This is a genomic window from Halorientalis sp., assembly GCF_028275115.1.
Classification (GTDB): domain Archaea; phylum Halobacteriota; class Halobacteria; order Halobacteriales; family Haloarculaceae; genus Halorientalis.
The window spans coordinates 1-15,406 of sequence record NZ_JAQCNH010000146.1 but is presented as its reverse complement, the minus strand read 5'-3'; the positions used below and the strand labels follow the sequence as shown (position 1 = coordinate 15,406).

General features: G+C 66.9%; 16 protein-coding genes and 1 pseudogene. 13 read left to right on the top strand and 4 right to left on the bottom strand.

Translation table 11 applies throughout. The annotated features are described in order from the left end of the window. Positions 1 to 338, top strand: a pseudogene (locus tag Q0964_RS17720) (lipoyl synthase); the annotation flags it as partial. A gap of 116 nt (positions 339 to 454) precedes the next feature. Then, on the top strand, positions 455 to 1,588 hold the full coding sequence (locus tag Q0964_RS17715) for an outer membrane protein assembly factor BamB family protein (RefSeq protein ID WP_299270455.1): 1,134 nt from the start codon (positions 455 to 457) through the stop codon (positions 1,586 to 1,588). Between the two features lie 375 nt (positions 1,589 to 1,963). Here Q0964_RS17715 and Q0964_RS17710 read toward each other — a convergent pair whose 3' ends face one another. Then, a complete protein-coding gene (locus tag Q0964_RS17710) occupies positions 1,964 to 2,335 on the bottom strand; it encodes a hypothetical protein (protein WP_299270453.1) in 372 nt (123 codons plus the stop codon). 222 nt (positions 2,336 to 2,557) lie between these two features. On the opposite strand from Q0964_RS17710, the gene Q0964_RS17705 reads away from it, so the two are divergent. Beyond that, the gene (locus tag Q0964_RS17705) at positions 2,558 to 2,869 is read left to right on the top strand and encodes an AbrB/MazE/SpoVT family DNA-binding domain-containing protein (RefSeq protein ID WP_299270452.1); all 312 of its coding nucleotides are present in this window, start codon (positions 2,558 to 2,560) and stop codon (positions 2,867 to 2,869) included. Then, complete coding sequence (locus Q0964_RS17700; RefSeq protein ID WP_299270451.1) at positions 2,866 to 3,288, top strand: PIN domain-containing protein; 423 nt, start codon at positions 2,866 to 2,868, stop codon at positions 3,286 to 3,288. Before Q0964_RS17705 ends, Q0964_RS17700 begins: the two co-directional genes overlap by 4 nt. Positions 3,289 to 3,317: 29 nt before the next feature. Here the strand turns inward: Q0964_RS17700 and Q0964_RS17695 are convergent, their stop codons facing one another. Continuing rightward, positions 3,318 to 4,427, bottom strand: coding sequence for a hypothetical protein (locus Q0964_RS17695; RefSeq protein ID WP_299270448.1), 1,110 nt, complete (start codon positions 4,425 to 4,427; stop codon positions 3,318 to 3,320). Between the two features lie 296 nt (positions 4,428 to 4,723). On the opposite strand from Q0964_RS17695, the gene pdhA reads away from it, so the two are divergent. The 3 genes from pdhA to Q0964_RS17680 are packed head-to-tail and all read left to right on the top strand — an operon-like array spanning position 4,724 to position 8,443. Further along, positions 4,724 to 5,830, top strand: a complete 1,107-nt coding sequence (gene pdhA / locus Q0964_RS17690) for a pyruvate dehydrogenase (acetyl-transferring) E1 component subunit alpha (protein ID WP_299270445.1) — start codon at positions 4,724 to 4,726, stop codon at positions 5,828 to 5,830. A 1-nt stretch (position 5,831) separates the two neighbouring features. Next, the gene (locus Q0964_RS17685) at positions 5,832 to 6,839 is read left to right on the top strand and encodes an alpha-ketoacid dehydrogenase subunit beta (RefSeq protein ID WP_299270443.1); all 1,008 of its coding nucleotides are present in this window, start codon (positions 5,832 to 5,834) and stop codon (positions 6,837 to 6,839) included. Between the two features lie 2 nt (positions 6,840 to 6,841). Further along, a complete protein-coding gene (locus tag Q0964_RS17680) occupies positions 6,842 to 8,443 on the top strand; it encodes a dihydrolipoamide acetyltransferase family protein (RefSeq protein ID WP_299270440.1) in 1,602 nt (533 codons plus the stop codon). 275 nt (positions 8,444 to 8,718) lie between these two features. On the opposite strand, the gene Q0964_RS17675 is transcribed toward Q0964_RS17680, so the two are convergent. Together Q0964_RS17675 and Q0964_RS17670 are read right to left on the bottom strand one after the other, a co-directional pair. Beyond that, positions 8,719 to 8,952 (bottom strand): hypothetical protein, encoded by a 234-nt coding sequence (locus Q0964_RS17675; protein WP_299270437.1) that lies wholly within the window; start codon positions 8,950 to 8,952, stop codon positions 8,719 to 8,721. A 60-nt stretch (positions 8,953 to 9,012) separates the two neighbouring features. Continuing rightward, positions 9,013 to 9,537 carry an HVO_2922 family protein gene (locus Q0964_RS17670; protein WP_299270435.1) on the bottom strand — a complete coding sequence of 175 codons (525 nt, stop codon included), beginning with the start codon at positions 9,535 to 9,537 and terminating at the stop codon, positions 9,013 to 9,015. Between the two features lie 73 nt (positions 9,538 to 9,610). Here Q0964_RS17670 and lpdA point away from each other — a divergent pair, with 73 nt between their 5' ends. The 6 genes from lpdA to Q0964_RS17640 form a co-directional block, all read left to right on the top strand. Next, positions 9,611 to 11,035 carry a dihydrolipoyl dehydrogenase gene (gene lpdA, locus Q0964_RS17665; protein ID WP_299270432.1) on the top strand — a complete coding sequence of 475 codons (1,425 nt, stop codon included), beginning with the start codon at positions 9,611 to 9,613 and terminating at the stop codon, positions 11,033 to 11,035. 145 nt (positions 11,036 to 11,180) lie between these two features. Then, on the top strand, positions 11,181 to 11,834 hold the full coding sequence (locus Q0964_RS17660; RefSeq protein WP_299270429.1) for a hypothetical protein: 654 nt from the start codon (positions 11,181 to 11,183) through the stop codon (positions 11,832 to 11,834). Between the two features lie 422 nt (positions 11,835 to 12,256). Further along, entirely contained in the window at positions 12,257 to 13,207 is a 951-nt protein-coding gene (locus Q0964_RS17655) for a hypothetical protein (RefSeq protein WP_299270426.1), read from the top strand. Between the two features lie 139 nt (positions 13,208 to 13,346). Beyond that, positions 13,347 to 14,159, top strand: a complete 813-nt coding sequence (pheA, locus tag Q0964_RS17650) for a prephenate dehydratase (RefSeq protein ID WP_299270423.1) — start codon at positions 13,347 to 13,349, stop codon at positions 14,157 to 14,159. 27 nt (positions 14,160 to 14,186) lie between these two features. Continuing rightward, positions 14,187 to 14,624, top strand: a complete 438-nt coding sequence (locus Q0964_RS17645) for a peroxiredoxin (protein ID WP_299270420.1) — start codon at positions 14,187 to 14,189, stop codon at positions 14,622 to 14,624. A gap of 66 nt (positions 14,625 to 14,690) precedes the next feature. Further along, positions 14,691 to 15,406: PAS domain-containing protein (locus Q0964_RS17640; RefSeq protein WP_299270418.1), on the top strand; the 716-nt coding region annotated here is incomplete at its 3' end.

Below are 15,406 nucleotides of genomic sequence, written 5' to 3'. Positions count from 1 at the left end.
CGGACATCTACACCAAGACCAGCCTCATGCTCGGCGTCGGCGAGTACGACCACGAGATCTACCAGACCCTGCGGGACCTCAAGACGGTGGGCGTCGACGTGGTGACGCTGGGCCAGTACCTCCAGCCCTCCCGCTCGCACCTGGAAGTCAGCGAGTACGTCCACCCCGACGCCTTCGAGACGTGGCGCAGAGTGGCCGAGGAGGAACTGGACTTTCTGTACTGCGCGTCGGGCCCGATGGTCCGGTCCTCGTATCGCGCGGGCGAACTGTTCGTCGAGGCCGTACTGGAGGGCGAGGACCCAGCGGCGGCGCGCGAGCGAGCGCGGGCGAGCGAGTAGGCCGGACGCGACACTGTGGCCACCTGTGGTTCCCGTCGCCGGCGACGGGGGGACGGGAGATCGCCGGTCGGCTGTCAATCAAAAGACTGTTTTGACAGTGATCGAATCTCCGGATCATGGACGAGGGCGTCTCGCGGAGACGGTTCCTCCAGTCGGTCGCGGTCGGGAACGCGGCCGCGGTCGTCGGCTGTATGGGTGACGACGGGAACACCACGACGAGCGACGACGGGTCCGGGCGGGACGGTCCCGATCCGGAACGGGAGCGTGTCGAGTGGACGTTCGAGACCGGCGGCGAGGTCGAATCGACGCCGACCGTCGCCGACGGGACGGTGTACATCACCAGCGAGGACCGACGGCTGTACGCCCTCGACACGGCGAGTGACGCGGCGCAGTGGACGTTCGAGACGCGGGCCCCGAGCCGACCGGTCAACGGGACGCGGACGGGGCCGGCGGTCGGCGACGGGGCCGTCTACTTCCAGACCCTCCCCGGGGACGGGAACGTCTACGCGGTCGACGCCGACACGGGGGCACAGCTGTGGCAGGCCGGTGTCGGCGGCTCGACCTCGGTGCCGGTCCTCGCGGACGGACGGCTCTACTTCGGGAGCCTCGACGGCAACGTCTACGCGCTGGCTCCGGACACCGGCGAGGAACTCTGGCGGTACGAGTCGAGCGGGATCGTCTCCGGGACCCCGCGGGTCGTCGACGGGACCGTCTACGTGGCGATCCGCGACGACCACCTGTACGCACTGGACGCCGAGACCGGCGAAGCCGTCTGGCGCGTGGACGTCGGAGCGACCCCGACGGCCCGGCCAGCCGTCGCCGACGGGGCGGTGTACATGGCCAACGGTGACGTGTACGCGGTCGACGCCGACACCGGCGACCAGCAGTGGCGCTTTGGCGGGGGTTCCGGGGACGAGTTCCACGCGTCGCCGGTCGTCGCGGACGGGACGGTGTACGCGTCCGGGCCCGAGGAGGCACGCCTCACCGCCCTCGACGCCGACAGCGGGGAGCGAGTGTGGGACGGGCTGTTCGCCCAGTCGCCGCCCGCGGTGGTCGGGGACACTCTCTTCGTCGTCGCCAAAGCGTCGGTCCGCGCGCTCGACCCCAGCGACGGGAGCGAACGGTGGTCCGTGGAGACGCCCATCGAGAGCGACGGCTACGCGGTCAACCGGGGTGGACCGGCCGTCGTGGGCGATACCCTCTACGCGGGTAGCGTGAACGGGACGGTCTACGCTATCTCCATCGACTGACGCGACGGCTCGACGGACGGGGGTATCGGGACGGTCGACCGAGGCCACGCTATCGGTCGGAGCGCGTACCGCCACACACGCCCTGGAACGTCCGCAGAGGCAGTCTATTGCTGATCGTCCAGTGATCGCGGCTCCGACCGACGATCACCGGTCGTGTCACGTTTGCTCCGTAGAGACATACCGCGTACCCGGGGAGGTCAGCGGTGCGCCCGAAGTCGAACTCGTTGCGAGCCGTAACCGTCCCGACCACGACCATCGGTCGCTTCCGCCCGGTATCGCCTCGGCTGTAAAATCGATTCTCGTGGGTCGAGAGGTTCACCGTCGACTCGGTGTCGAGTTCAGTCGTGGGACGAGGGCCGGACAGGTCGTAGATCATCACTCCAACACCGCGTCGCCGGCGAAGACGAACGCGACGGCCGCCGCGAACAGCGCGACGACCGGCAGTGTTGTGGAGAGCCAGTCCGGAACGCCGAATACCAGCCCACCACCGACGAACGAGCCGACAGCGGTTCCCGCCCGCGCGGGAGCAATGTGCTCCCACTCCATTCCGGAGTCGGCGGCGTTGCGGCCGCTCTCTTCAGTGGTCGCGCCCGAAGTCTCCGCCGCCGCCATCGCACCGAAGATGAAGAGAAAACCGACCATGACGCAGAAACTCAGCATGAGCGGGACGACCGGTGCCTCCAGCCCCTCGAACCGGACCAACGGCGCGAACGAACCGCCGAGGAGGCCACTGCCCGCGGCGATCAACAGAACCCCCAGCGATGAGCACCTGCATTGCCAGCCGGAATGGATCGCTGTTTGATACGTTTCGTGCGACCCGGACGGCCAGAATAAGCCTTGTGTCAGCGACCGCGTGACGTGAGCAAACGCAAGCGGACCGGTTGGGGACAGGCGATCACGAGGCGACGGTTCGGCGGCGTCAGCAACACCGTTTAGTATGAATCTCTCGAAGTAATGGATAGAGAGAGTATGAGCGGAACAGAATCAGAGAAAGTGGTCTCGGTGTCGTCGCGGGGGCAGGCGACGATTCCCAAGGAGTTCCGGGAGGAGTTGGGAATCGACACGCCGGGGCGTGTGAAGTTCGTCCGGACAGACGAGGGCGAAATCGTCGTGCGGCCGATCCGCTCGGCGACCGATCTCCGGGGCATACTGGCAGGCAAAACCGACGACGAGGGACGGACGGCGACGGAACGGTTCCGTGAGAGTCGAGAGCGTGACGCCGCCAGGGAGACGGAATTGCGCGACCGCGACCGCGACGAAACCGAGAGAACGGACGAATGACAGACGAGTTGCCTGAGACGGTCGTCTTCGACGCCGAACCGCTCATCGCGTACTTCCGCGACGAACCAGGGAGTGACGTCGTCGAGAGATACATCGCCGGCGTGGAGGGATCTGTGGCGGGATACATCTCGGCAGTCAACCTCGCTGAAGTCCACTACGTCGTTCGAGGGCTCGACAGCGAAGAACGGGCCGAGATGATCGTCGACGTCCTCGAAGAGAGTGGGATCGAGCGGATCGACACGGCAGACACGTGGCGACTCGCCTCGGATTTCAAGTCCCGCCACGCACCCGCACTCGGAGACGCATTCGCACTCGCGACCGCAACCCACGTCGACGGTACCTTGCTCGTCGGTGCCGACGGCGATTACGACAGTATCTCGGACGTTCCGATCACGAAGTTCCGAGACGAACCGGCATGATCGTGACCGTCCCTCACAGTGAGTGACGATTATCGTCGGCCACGTTCGTCGTCAGGAACCAGCACCAGCGCCGGCCCGTCCGTCGTCTCGGGACAACTCTCGGCCCGGCGGACCGGGACGGTTCCCAGTTCAGTGATTTCGGGCGGAACGCGAGACACGCGGTCCTCGAAGAGGACGAAGACGGGGTAGCGGTGGCGGCTTTCTCCGGGGAGACGGACCGCGTCCTCGCTCCGGATCCAGTCGTCGCCGTCGGCGACCGACGGCAGGGCGAACGTGGTTTCGAGTTCGACTCCATCCTCCCCGTACAGACACGCGTCGGAGGACGGCAGATCGGTCGTCCGGGCGAAGTCGAACTCGTTGTGGACCGTCAGGGTCCCGACCGAAATCGTCGCGCGTCGTTCACCCACATCGCTGTACGAGTACGTTCGGACGGTCGTCTCCGAGAGGTTCACCGTCGACTCGTGATCCAGCGAGGCGGTCGGTCGCGGACCGGAGAGGTCGTAGGCCATCGCGCCCCCGGCGACGAGCGCGAAGACGACGGCGAGCGACACCGAGACGCGACGGTCGAACGGGAGTCCAGTCCGAAGCCGTCCCTGGACGGCGAGAGTTGAAGCGATCCCGACCACCGCCGCGAGAAGGAGGCCGGCGAGTTCGAAGGCCGGAAACAGCACCGCCGGCAGTACGAGCAGGAACGTCGTTCCACCGGCGCTCCACAGGGCCGTGTCGAAGTCACGGCCATTCACCGCGTCACCGGCGAAGACGAACGCGACGACGGCTGCCGACAGCGCCACCAGCGGGAGCGTCGTCGACAGCCGATCCGGGACGCCGAACACGAGGCCGCCACCGACGATGACACCGGGGACCGACCAGACGAGACCGCGGCCGAGGTCCTCCCGCCACGCCGACGGCTCTGACTCTCGGGACACGTCGCTCGTGATCACCGCGATGAGTGCGAGCGGACCGAGGATCATCAGGTAACACAGCAACGTGAGCGGAATCGTGGCGATGGCGGCCAGCTCGTCGAGACGGAGCAACGGCGCGAGCGATCCGCCGAGGAGGCCGCTGAAAAACGCCAGACAGAGGACGAGCACGGCAACGAGAAACTGCACGAACAGCCGTACCGACCCCTGGATTGACACGTCCGGTGCGACCCGGACTGGTGGAATAAGCCTTGTGTGCCGGACTGCGCGCTGCCACTCGTCGTCACGACCGCGCGCGACCCGCGGACGCGAGCGCGCCGGACCGGCGACCGACACCGGTGTGAAACGTTCGTCCACTTCTACACCGATCGCGACACGGAAAGTCCGAGAATCGCCAGTCGAGAACGACGGACAGCGGCGCGCCGCGGGCAAGATTGCGTGGTAACGAAAGTTATTTACCAAAATCCTATAAGCGAGCGACGCGACGTGTATGGTATGTGTTGTCGGAGGCCACTATGAGTACCCTACAGCGTGACCCAGGCGAGCGGGTCGAGATCCTCGACGAGGACGGGCAGGTCCGGGATGGCGCGACGGTACCGGACCTGGGCGACGAGGAACTCGTCGACATGTATCGGGAGATCAGGTTAGCCAGACACTTCGACCAACGGGCAGTCAGCCTCCAGCGACAGGGCCGGATGGGGACTTACCCACCCCTGTCGGGGCAGGAGGCCTCGCAGGTCGGGAGCGCCCACGCGCTCGACGAAGCGGACTGGCTGTTCCCGAGCTACCGGGAGGCCGGCGCGGCGCTGACTCGTGGCGTCCCCCTGAAACAGATCCTGCTGTTCTGGATGGGCCACGAGGGCGGCAACGCCGTCCCCGAGGACGTCAACATGTTCACGATGGCGGTCCCCATCGCCACGCAGGTCCCCCACGCGACGGGGGCGGCCTGGGCCTCCAAGTTGAGAGGCGAGCGGAAGGCCTTCCTCTGTTACTTCGGGGACGGCGCGACCAGCGAGGGCGACTTCCACGAGGGCATGAACTTCGCCGGCGTGTTCGACGTACCTGCCGTGTTCTTCTGTAACAACAACCAGTGGGCGATCTCGGTCCCCCGGGAGCGCCAGACCGCGAGCGCGACGCTGGCCCAGAAGGCCCACGCCTACGGCTTCGAGGGCGTGCAGGTCGACGGGATGGACCCCCTCGCGGTGTACCAGGTCACCCGCGAGGCCGTCGCGAAGGCCAAAGATCCGGGCGAAGACGAATTACGGCCGACGATGATCGAGGCCGTCCAGTACCGGTTCGGGGCCGACACCACCGCCGACGACCCTTCCGTCTACCGGGACGACGACGAGGTCAAGGAGTGGAAAGGGAAGGACCCCATCCCACGGCTGGAGACGTTCCTGCGCGAACGCGGCCTGCTTGACGACGAGGCCGTCGAGGCCATCGAACAGGAACACACGGACGTAGTGGCCGAGGCCATCGACGCCGCGGAGGCGGTCGAACGGCCCGAACCGGCGGAGATGTTCGCGCACGTCTACGCGGAGGTGCCCCAACGCTTACACCAACAGGTGGAGTACTTCGAGCGCGTCAGGGACCGACACGGCGACGACGCCCTCCTCGAATAATATGAGTCAGGCAACCGATACCGAGACCGAGGCACAGGATCTCACGCTGGTACAGGCCGTCCGCGACGGGTTGTACGGCGAGATGCAACGGGACGACGACGTCCTCGTGATGGGCGAGGACGTGGGCGAGAACGGCGGCGTCTTCCGGGCCACACAGGGCCTTATTGAGGAGTTCGGCCAAGACCGGGTTATCGACGCCCCACTCGCGGAGTCGGGCATCGTCGGCACCGCTATCGGCATGGCCGCCTACGGCCTCCGCCCGGTGACCGAGATACAGTTCATGGGGTTCATTTACCCTGCGTTCGACCAGATTATCAGCCACGCTGCCCGCCTGCGCACCCGAAGCAGGGGGCGTTTTAGCTGCCCACTCGTGGTGCGGGCCCCCTACGGCGGCGGTATCCGCGCACCGGAACACCACTCCGAGTCGAAAGAGGCCTTCTTCGTCCACGAGGCCGGTCTCAAGGTCGTTATCCCCTCGACACCGTACGACACGAAGGGGCTACTCGCCTCGGCGATTCGCGACCCGGACCCGGTGATCTTCCTCGAACCCAAGCTCATCTACCGGGCATTCCGCGAGGAAGTGCCCGACGAGCCCTACACCGTGCCGCTGGGCGAGGCCGCGGTCCGCCGGGAGGGCACTGACGTGTCCGTGTTCACCTGGGGCGCGATGACCCGTCCGACGATGGCGGCCGCAGCGAACCTCGCCGAGGAGGGGATCGACTGCGAGGTGGTCGACCTCCGGACGCTCTCGCCGATGGACGAGGCCGCCATCGTCGAGTCGTTCAAGAAGACTGGGCGCGCGGTCGTCGTCCACGAGGCCCCGAAGACCGGCGGGCTGGCCGGCGAAATCGTCGCCACGATCCAGGAGGACGTCCTACTCTACCAGGAGGCACCGATTAACCGGGTGACCGGGTTCGATACGCCGTACCCGCTGTACGCACTGGAGGACTACTACCTGCCTGAGGCCGCACGGATCGAGGACGGTATCCGCGAGACCGTGGAGTTCTAGCGATGGTCCGCGAGTTCAAACTCCCCGACGTAGGCGAGGGCGTCGCCGAGGGCGAGATTGTCCAGTGGCTCGTCGAACCCGGCGACCCCGTCTCCGAGGACCAACCTGTCGCCGAAGTCGAGACCGACAAAGCCGTCGTAGAGGTCCCCTCGCCGGTGAACGGGACGGTCGAATCGTTGCGCGCGGCGGCCGGTGAGGTGGTGCCCGTCGGCGATGTCATCATCGTGTTCGAGGTAGCGGGCGAGACTGACGACGAAACGGTCGGCACCGAGGCCGGATCCACCGACACGGCGGCAGCAAACACGGTGGACGAAGCGACCGGGGAACCCGCCGGCCCGAGCACGAACGGCGAGTCCGGCGGGCGGGTGTTCGCCGCGCCCAGCGCCCGTCGACTGGCCCGCGAACTCGGCGTCGACCTCGCCGCCGTCGACGGGTCGGGGCCGGGCAACCGCGTCACAGCGGCCGACGTGCGGGCCACCGCCGAGGAGGCAGCCGACACGGCGGACCCCGAACCAACGGCTGGGGCCGACGCCGCCGAGACCGAGGAACCGCCGGGCGGCGCACAGCCCAGCGTCGTCGAGGGGGCACAACCGACCACCGAGGATGCGGGCTCAGCGTTGGCCGACCGCGACCGGACGCTAGCCACTCCGGCGACCCGTAGCGTGGCGAAGGAACTCGACGTGGACATCGACGCGGTGCCGGCGACAGAGGAACGTGACGGCGAGTCGGTCGTGACGACCGACGCCGTCCGGCAGTACGCCGAGTCCCAGCGAGCGGCCCAGCAGGCCGACGCAGACGCGGTAACAGCCGGCGTCGAGGACGACGCGGCCGAGCCAGGGCGCTCGGCGGTCGCGGCCGGCACAGACGAGCGCGTCCCCTACCGCGGCGTGCGCCGGACTATCGGCCAGCAGATGGAACAGTCGAAGTTCACCGCACCCCACGTCACCCACCACGACCAGGTGGACGTAACCGGCCTCGTCGAGGCCCGCGGCGACCTCGCGGAGCGAGCCGAGAAACGCGGCATCAAGCTCACTTACCTCCCGTTCGTCGTGAAAGCCGTCGTCGCCGCGCTCCGGGAGTACCCGATTCTCAACTCACAGTTGGACGAGGCCGCAGAGGAGATCGTCAAGCGGGGCGACTACAACGTCGGGATCGCCACCGCGACCGACGCCGGGTTGATGGTGCCCGTCCTCCGGAACGCGGGCAAGAGGTCTCTGCTCTCGATTGCTAGCGAGGCCAACGAACTCGTCGCGAAGGCGCGGGACCGCTCGATTTCCCGTGAGGAGATGCAGGGCGGAACGTTCACCATCACCAACTTCGGGGCCGTCGGCGGGGAGTACGCCACGCCGATCATCAACTACCCCGAGACCGCCATCCTCGGACTCGGCGCGGTCAAGAAGCGGCCGTGGGTCGTTGAGGACGAACGCAGTGAGTCCTCGGAGAGCGCGAACGGCGAAGCCGTGAGCGGCGAAGTCGTCCCGCGCCACGTCATGACCCTCTCGCTCTCGATCGACCACCGGGTGGTCGACGGGGCGGAGGCCGCCCGCTTCACGAACACGCTGAAGGAGTACCTGCGGGACCCGACCCTGCTGTTGCTGGAGTAACGGACGGGTCCGGACGGTCACGGCGCACGTCGGCGTCGGCATCCGTCGCGATACGGTCGGCGACGGCCGCACCGGCACGTTCTGGGTTGCTGTCGGTCGTTTCCGCGAGTTCCTGCAGACATTCGAGGGCCCGCCGCCGTGACGCCACCTCGTCGTCCAGGCAGGATAGCGCGACAGCCCACACCGCAGCCGTTACGCTCGACTCGCTTCTGGCGACCGCCTCGAGCAAATCGAACGACAGCGAGTAGGCGCGCTGGTCCTCGTCTCGGGTACACTCACGAATCAGTGACACGGACTGTTCGGGAGTGATCACGTCGTCCGACCAGCGCCGCGGCACGGACGAGCGCGTCATCGTCGGTGAGCGCCGCCCGGACGACCGTCAGACACCCCGTCACGTCCAGCGCATCGGCCGCCCAGGCGCGCTCGACGAGTTGTCTCCCGAATTGGCGGGTCACTCGGCTGTCGCTATCGAGCGCCGTGACCGGCAGACTCCACGTGGCGGCGTCCATCGCCCGCCAGTAGAAAGGTTACTCGGATGATGTTTTTGATCCGGTCGTCGCTGTATCGTGCTACTCCTCGATCTCCACCTCGGCTCCCGGAGCGTTCCGCTGGACGCTCTCTAAACCGTTCATCGCGTCTTTCCGGCGCGCGTACCCCTCACCGCTGTCGGCGACGATGTTGCCGTTGCGGTGGCGGAGCCGCCAGCGCCACTCGTCGGCCCTGTCCTGGAACACCTCGAAGGTGGCCTGTGAGGCCGGCGTGGCGTCGGCCGACGCGTTCGTGGGGTCGGCCGTGGTGTCGGCGGAGTCGGTCGCCGACGGGTCGTCCGTGCCGGCCGTCTCCGTCGGCGCGGTCTCGCGCTCGTCGGCGGGGTCCCACAGGAGTTCGACCTCCAGTTCCCGCTCGTCGGTCTCGGTCTCCCGGTCGAGTTCGACGTCGACGGTCATCGCGGTCGGGACGCCGGCGTCGAGGGTCTCGCCGGCCAGTGCGTCGAAGCCGGTCCCCGATTCGAGGTCGTCGGCGAGCGAGCGCAACAGAGCAGCCGTCTCGGCGGCGTCACGCTCGTCGGTCTGTTCGAACAGGCGTTCTTCCATGCCTAAACTGGTCGGCCCGACGAGAGATAAAGCCAACCCGCACACTCAAACTCTGGGGGCGCGTTACCGGGGTATGGTCGTCGGCGATATCGCGACTGGCACTGACGTACTGGTAATCGGCGCGGGCCCCGGCGGGTACGTGGCGGCGATCCGGGCCGCCCAATTCGGCCTCGACGTGACCCTCGTCGAGAAAGAGGCCTACGGCGGGACCTGTCTCAACCACGGCTGTATTCCCTCGAAGGCGCTCGTCTCGGCGACGGACGTGGCCCACGGGGCCCGCGAGGCCGAGCACATGGGCGTCCACGCCGACCCCGCCATCGACATGGCCGGCATGGTTGGCTGGAAAGACAAGGTGGTCGACCAGCTCACGACCGGCGTCGAACGGCTCTGTGAGGGGACCGGCGTCAACCTGGTGGAGGGGACGGCCGAGTTCGCCGACGAGAACACGGCGAGAGTCGTCCACGGTGGTGAGGGGCAGGGGTCCGAATCCATCGAGTTCGAGTACGCGGTCGTCGCAACGGGGAGCCGGCCGGTCGAACTGCCTCCACTACCGTTCGACGGCGAGGCGATTCTCTCCTCCCGGCACGCGCTCGCGCTCGACTCGGTGCCAGAGGAGTTGCTCGTCGTCGGGGCGGGGTACATCGGCATGGAACTGGCGACGGTGTTCGCCAAGGCCGGGAGCGACGTCACGGTGGTCGAGGCGCTGGACCAGGCGCTGCCGATGTACGAGGCCGACGTGACGCGGGTGGTCACCCAACGCGTGCAGTCGCTCGGTGTCGACTTTCGGTTCGAGGAGGTCGCCGCCGACTGGGAGGAACACGACGAGGGGCTGACCGTCGTCACCGAGGGCGAGGACGGCTCGGTCTCCGAGTACGACGCTACGAAGGCGCTGGTCGCGGTCGGGCGCGAGCCGGTGACCGACACCGTCGCCCTCGACGCGGCGGGTGTCGACACCGACGACGACGGGTTCGTGCCGACCGACGACCGGGCGCGCACGAACGTCGACCACGTCTTCGCCGTCGGCGACGTTGCCGGCGAGCCGATGCTCGCCCACGAGGGTATGAAAGCCGGCGAGGTCGCGGCGGCAGTGATCGCCGGCGAACCGGCCGCGTTGGACCAGCAGGCGGTCCCCGCGGCGGTGTTCACAGACCCGGAGATTGGGACAGTCGGGCTGACCGAACGCGATGCCGAGGCAGCCGGTTTCGACCCCGTCGTCGGGGAGTTACCCCTCCGCGCGTCCGGGCGAGCACTCACGCACGACGACACCGACGGGTTCGTCCGGATCGTCGCCGACGGCGCGGACGGCTTCGTCCTGGGGGCACAGATCGTGAGCCCGGAGGCCTCGGAGTTGATCGCGGAGGTCGGTCTGGCCATTGAAATGGGCGCGACGCTGGAGGATATGGTGGCGACCGTCCACACACACCCAACGCTCTCGGAGGCGGTGATGGAGGCGGCCGCCAACGCGATGGGGCAGGCTATCCACACGCTGAACCGCTGAGGACGACGCCTCCGCCGTCGGGCGGAACTCGTTCACCAATTCCGACAGTTAGTTCTCCCTCGGGCGCTCGACTCGACGGTGGAAGCGGGCAAAAGACCTATACTTACGATTTCGAAACACGGGGGTAAGAGACGACCGGATAGACATGACAGACGATATGGACGATATGGCCGATACGGACGATACGGACGACACCGACGACATCACGAGTGCGGTTCTCTCCGGATCGATGTACAACCAGTTGCGTCTCCAGCGGCGGACGGACTTCTCACAGACGACCGTCACGAAGCTGACCCTGCAGAGTCTCCTCCTGGGCGGACTCACCCTGCTCCTGCCCATCTATCTCCTCTTTCCGTCGACAGCGATGGAGTACCTCCCGGCGGCCGACCCGGCGACGGCCTCGCCGAAGGTGCTGATTCTTGGGGTCGTCGGTGCGGGTATCGTGTCGTTCACTGCGCTCCTACTCATCGGGGCCGCGCTGTACCGGATCCGTAATCACCCGCTCGACGAGTCACAGGCGCAGGCCGTCCTCAATGTCGAGGATTTCGCGTCCTACCTGGCCTTCGGAACCGGCGGGCTGGCCATCGGGCTGACCGTCGTCTACTTTATGATCGGCCTGGGCGGCGGCTCGGCCGTCGAGAGCTACATCCAGGCGATGGACGGCGTCAATCCGTTCGCGGCCTCGGGCACGGGGCTGTCCGTCGTCGAACTGGCGGTCTCCTCGTTCCTCGGCTGTACCGTCCTACTCACGATTCGGTTGTACCTCAAACTCCGGTTGTTCGAACTCGAGAGCGTGTGAGCGGGTAGCCGCGTCCACTGGCCGTTACGCTCAGCAGTAGCAGTTTCCTCACCGCGAGCGTCCGGACCCGTCGGCTCCGGCGACGCTACCACCGAGAGTGGCGAGTTCGAGGGACTCGTCGTCAGCGGGGAGGCCGCCAGTAGCAACGGTGCGACGGTCGACTCCCAGTCCGTGTTCGTCTTCGACTCACAGAGTAACGCCGACACCGATATTATGGGCGAGCACATTGAGGGTAACGCCGACGACGGGCAGTTCGCCCGTGAGAGGGCCGTGCAGGCCAGTCAGACTGGCCGGACGGTCACGGTCGCCTCCGCTGCGGACAGTCACACCGCCCCCAATCTGGGTAGCGAGACCGAGCAGTCGGTCGGTTCAGGGTATCTACTATCGAATATATTTTATATTACAACATGCAGAAATAGTACATGGAACAGACACGTCGGCGGTTCCTCACCGCCAGTGCTGTGCTGGGTACTGGCGCGGTCGCGGGGTGTAGCACGGTCACAGACGCGGTCCCGTTCATCGGTGGTGGCGGGTTGGGCGACTACCAGCAGTGGCTCTATCCGGCCGACCAGTTCGACCAGAACGCCGATACACTGGCTTTCGACGGGACGGACCAGCAGGGAATCTACGACAACCGTGAGTCGTTCTCTCCGAACACGTACCGCTCGCTTGAAGCGAGCTACGGGACACTCGGACTCACGGGACGGTCCGTGAGCATGGACCTCGGCCTGCCCGAGGGGCGCGTGCTGGCGGGGTCGTACCAGACGAGCGAGGTGGCCGCCGAGCTCGAAGACGACACCAACACAGAGTACGAGAGCGACGGCAGCTACGCCGGCTACGAGCTGTACGTCCCATCGAATCAGAGCACCGCGCGCGATGCTGTGGCCCTCTCGGACAGTGCTATCGTCGTTGGCCAGCGCGTCGAACCGGGATTCGGCGACGACTGGGACGCCGCCTCGGCGACGGACGTGGTCGAAGGCATCGTCGACACTGGAAGCGGCAACGCAACCCGCGCGGTCGACGACAACGACGACGTGTCGGTGCTGGTGAACGCCCTGAACAGTGGGACCAGTGTCAACGGCAGCACCCGAAACGACGATGTCAGTTCGGGCCGGGCGAACCCAGAGTCGGGCATCTTCGAGGGACAGGTCGCCAGCGGTCAGTCCTGGTCGGTCGACGGCGAGACGACGAGCCGCCAGTGGGCGTTCGTCTTCGACTCGGAGAGTGACGTGGATACCGGCGACCTCGAGGACTGGGTCGAGGCCAACGACACCGGCGGCGTGTTCACCCGCACCCGAAACGAGGAGGTGAGCCAGAACGGTCGTGCAGGCGTCGTCGCGGCCGAACTCGACACCTACAACCTCTTCCGCTGAGGTGCTCCGGTCGCGGTGCGGAGCGGGAGGTCGCGAGCCGCGTCGGCGCGTGGTCTGTGGGCGAGTTCGAGCGACGACGTGACGGGTTTTTGAACCGACACCACGATACTTTTATCCGAAAGAAGCGAAGACGCCGCCGATGGAGGCACTTACGCTCGGTCCGGCGGGAACGTACTCACACCGGGCCGCGACGGCGATTGCCGACGAGGTGGCGTTCACCGAGTCGGTGACGGCTATCGTCGAGGCCGTCGCAGGCGGCGAGTACGACCGCGGTGTCGTTCCGGTCGAAAACAGTATCGAGGGCAGCGTCACCGAGTCGCTCGACGCCTTCGCCGAACACGACGTGGCGGTCGTCAAGGAACTCATCACGCCCATCCGCCACGCCCTGCTCGCCCAGAGCCCGGAGTTCGAACTGGTCGCCAGCCACGCACAGGCGCTGGCCCAGTGTCGGGACTACCTGGACAGTGAGTACTCCGAGGCCGCGCTAGAAGCGGTCGCCTCGACGGCTCGCGGCGTCGAGCGCGCTCGCGAGGACCCATCGGTCGCGGCCATCGGCCACCCCGAGAACGCGACCAACGGAACGGAACTGGACGTGTTGGCCGAGGGCATTCAAGACCAGTCCTCGAACGCGACCCGGTTTCTGGTCGTCGCACCAGCCAGTGAGCGCTCCGAGGGCGGCGGAAAGACCTCGCTGATCGTCTACCCCAACGTCGACTACCCCGGTCTGCTGCTCGAGATGCTGGAACCGTTCGCCGAGCGTGATATCAACATGACTCGCGTCGAGTCCCGACCCAGCGGCGAGCGACTCGGTGACTACGTCTTCCACATCGACATCTCGGCTGGGCTCTACGAGGACCGCACGCGGGCGGCGCTCGAAGCGGTCGACGACATCGCGGAAGCGGGCTGGGTCCGTAGACTCGGGTCGTACGACACCGAACACGTGGTGGATTGATTAGCCGCCGGTGCGACGGGCGAACCGATGCTTGAACAAGGCGACATCGCACCCGAGGTTGAGGCAGAGAATCAGGACGGCGAGACGGTCATACCGCCGTTTTCGCCACCGACAGTCGTCTACTTCTATCCCCGCGACGGCACGCCGGGCTGTCAGTTGGAGGCCCGGCAGTTCCAGGACGAACTGCCCGGGTTTCAGGACCTCGGCGCGACCGTCTACGGCGTCTCGACCGACGACGTGGACTCACACCGTGAGTTCGCCGAAGCGGAGGAACTGACGTTCGACCTGCTGGCCGACCCCGACGGCGAGGTGGCGGCGGCGTTCGGTCTCGACACCGAGGGCGGATACGTCGACCGGATCACGTTCGTGCTGGCCGACGGCGAGGTGCGGGCGGTCGTCGACGCCGACGACGTGAACCCGGACGGACACGCGGCGGCGGTCCGAGAACGGGTCGCGGAGCTGTAGAGTATTATCGTGTTCGATAACCCCGCCAAAACGTTCAGGACAACTGTCCGGGAACGATGAATGAAGATGTCAGAGCAACGGCGGCGCGGCGCGACGACAGGCGTCTATGCCGACTTCGACGACGCCGAGATGATGTGGGTACAGGCGTTACTGGACCTACCCGTCCCGATCGTCGTCACCGACGAGGAGCCAGAGATTCTGCTGTTCAACCCGGCAATGCAGGAACTGATGGCACTCGCGCCCGAGCGCGTCCCGGAGATGGAGGGTCACGAAGTGTTCCGGACGGAGGCGACCCACGGAACGCAGACGACGACGGCAGAGCGGACGATGGAGAACGAGACCCGGATCAGAGACGTGGAGGCGACGCTGCTGAACCACGACGACGAGGAGCGACTGGTCAAGATCACGAGTACGCCGATGTACGACGCCGACGGCGAGCTCACGGGGTCGGTGACGGCGCTCCAGGACGTGACGGAGTTGCGTAGGAAAGAGCGCCGCCTCCAAGAGAGCCAGGAGCAGGTTGCAGAGCGACTGACCGACGTGATATCTCGGCTGGAGACGGTCGCGGGGAACGTGGCCGACAACGCGGCCGACATCGAGGACCGGGCGGTCGCACAGGACGACCGGCTCGGCGAGATCAGCGCGGAGATGGCGTCACTCAGCGCGAACATGGAGGAGATCGCGGCGACGACCGACGAGGTGGCCGAGACGGCCGCGAGCGCCCGCGAGGCCACACGCCGCGGACAGGAGGCAGGCACGGACGCCGAGTCGGCGGCCGACGA

Bases quoted from the DNA above. Each gene is read 5' to 3' on its own strand.
- lpdA (WP_299270432.1), top strand. From the start codon at position 9,611: ATGGTCGTCGGCGATATCGCGACTGGCACTGACGTACTGGTAATCGGC.
- Q0964_RS17645 (WP_299270420.1), top strand. From the start codon at position 14,187: ATGCTTGAACAAGGCGACATCGCACCCGAGGTTGAGGCAGAGAATCAG.
- Q0964_RS17675 (WP_299270437.1), bottom strand. From the start codon at position 8,952: ATGGACGCCGCCACGTGGAGTCTGCCGGTCACGGCGCTCGATAGCGAC.
- Q0964_RS17685 (WP_299270443.1), top strand. From the start codon at position 5,832: ATGAGTCAGGCAACCGATACCGAGACCGAGGCACAGGATCTCACGCTG.
- Q0964_RS17700 (WP_299270451.1), top strand. From the start codon at position 2,866: ATGACAGACGAGTTGCCTGAGACGGTCGTCTTCGACGCCGAACCGCTC.
- Q0964_RS17670 (WP_299270435.1), bottom strand. From the start codon at position 9,537: ATGGAAGAACGCCTGTTCGAACAGACCGACGAGCGTGACGCCGCCGAG.
- pdhA (WP_299270445.1), top strand. From the start codon at position 4,724: ATGAGTACCCTACAGCGTGACCCAGGCGAGCGGGTCGAGATCCTCGAC.
- pheA (WP_299270423.1), top strand. From the start codon at position 13,347: ATGGAGGCACTTACGCTCGGTCCGGCGGGAACGTACTCACACCGGGCC.
- Q0964_RS17655 (WP_299270426.1), top strand. From the start codon at position 12,257: ATGGAACAGACACGTCGGCGGTTCCTCACCGCCAGTGCTGTGCTGGGT.
- Q0964_RS17680 (WP_299270440.1), top strand. From the start codon at position 6,842: ATGGTCCGCGAGTTCAAACTCCCCGACGTAGGCGAGGGCGTCGCCGAG.
- Q0964_RS17660 (WP_299270429.1), top strand. From the start codon at position 11,181: ATGACAGACGATATGGACGATATGGCCGATACGGACGATACGGACGAC.
- Q0964_RS17705 (WP_299270452.1), top strand. From the start codon at position 2,558: ATGAGCGGAACAGAATCAGAGAAAGTGGTCTCGGTGTCGTCGCGGGGG.
- Q0964_RS17715 (WP_299270455.1), top strand. From the start codon at position 455: ATGGACGAGGGCGTCTCGCGGAGACGGTTCCTCCAGTCGGTCGCGGTC.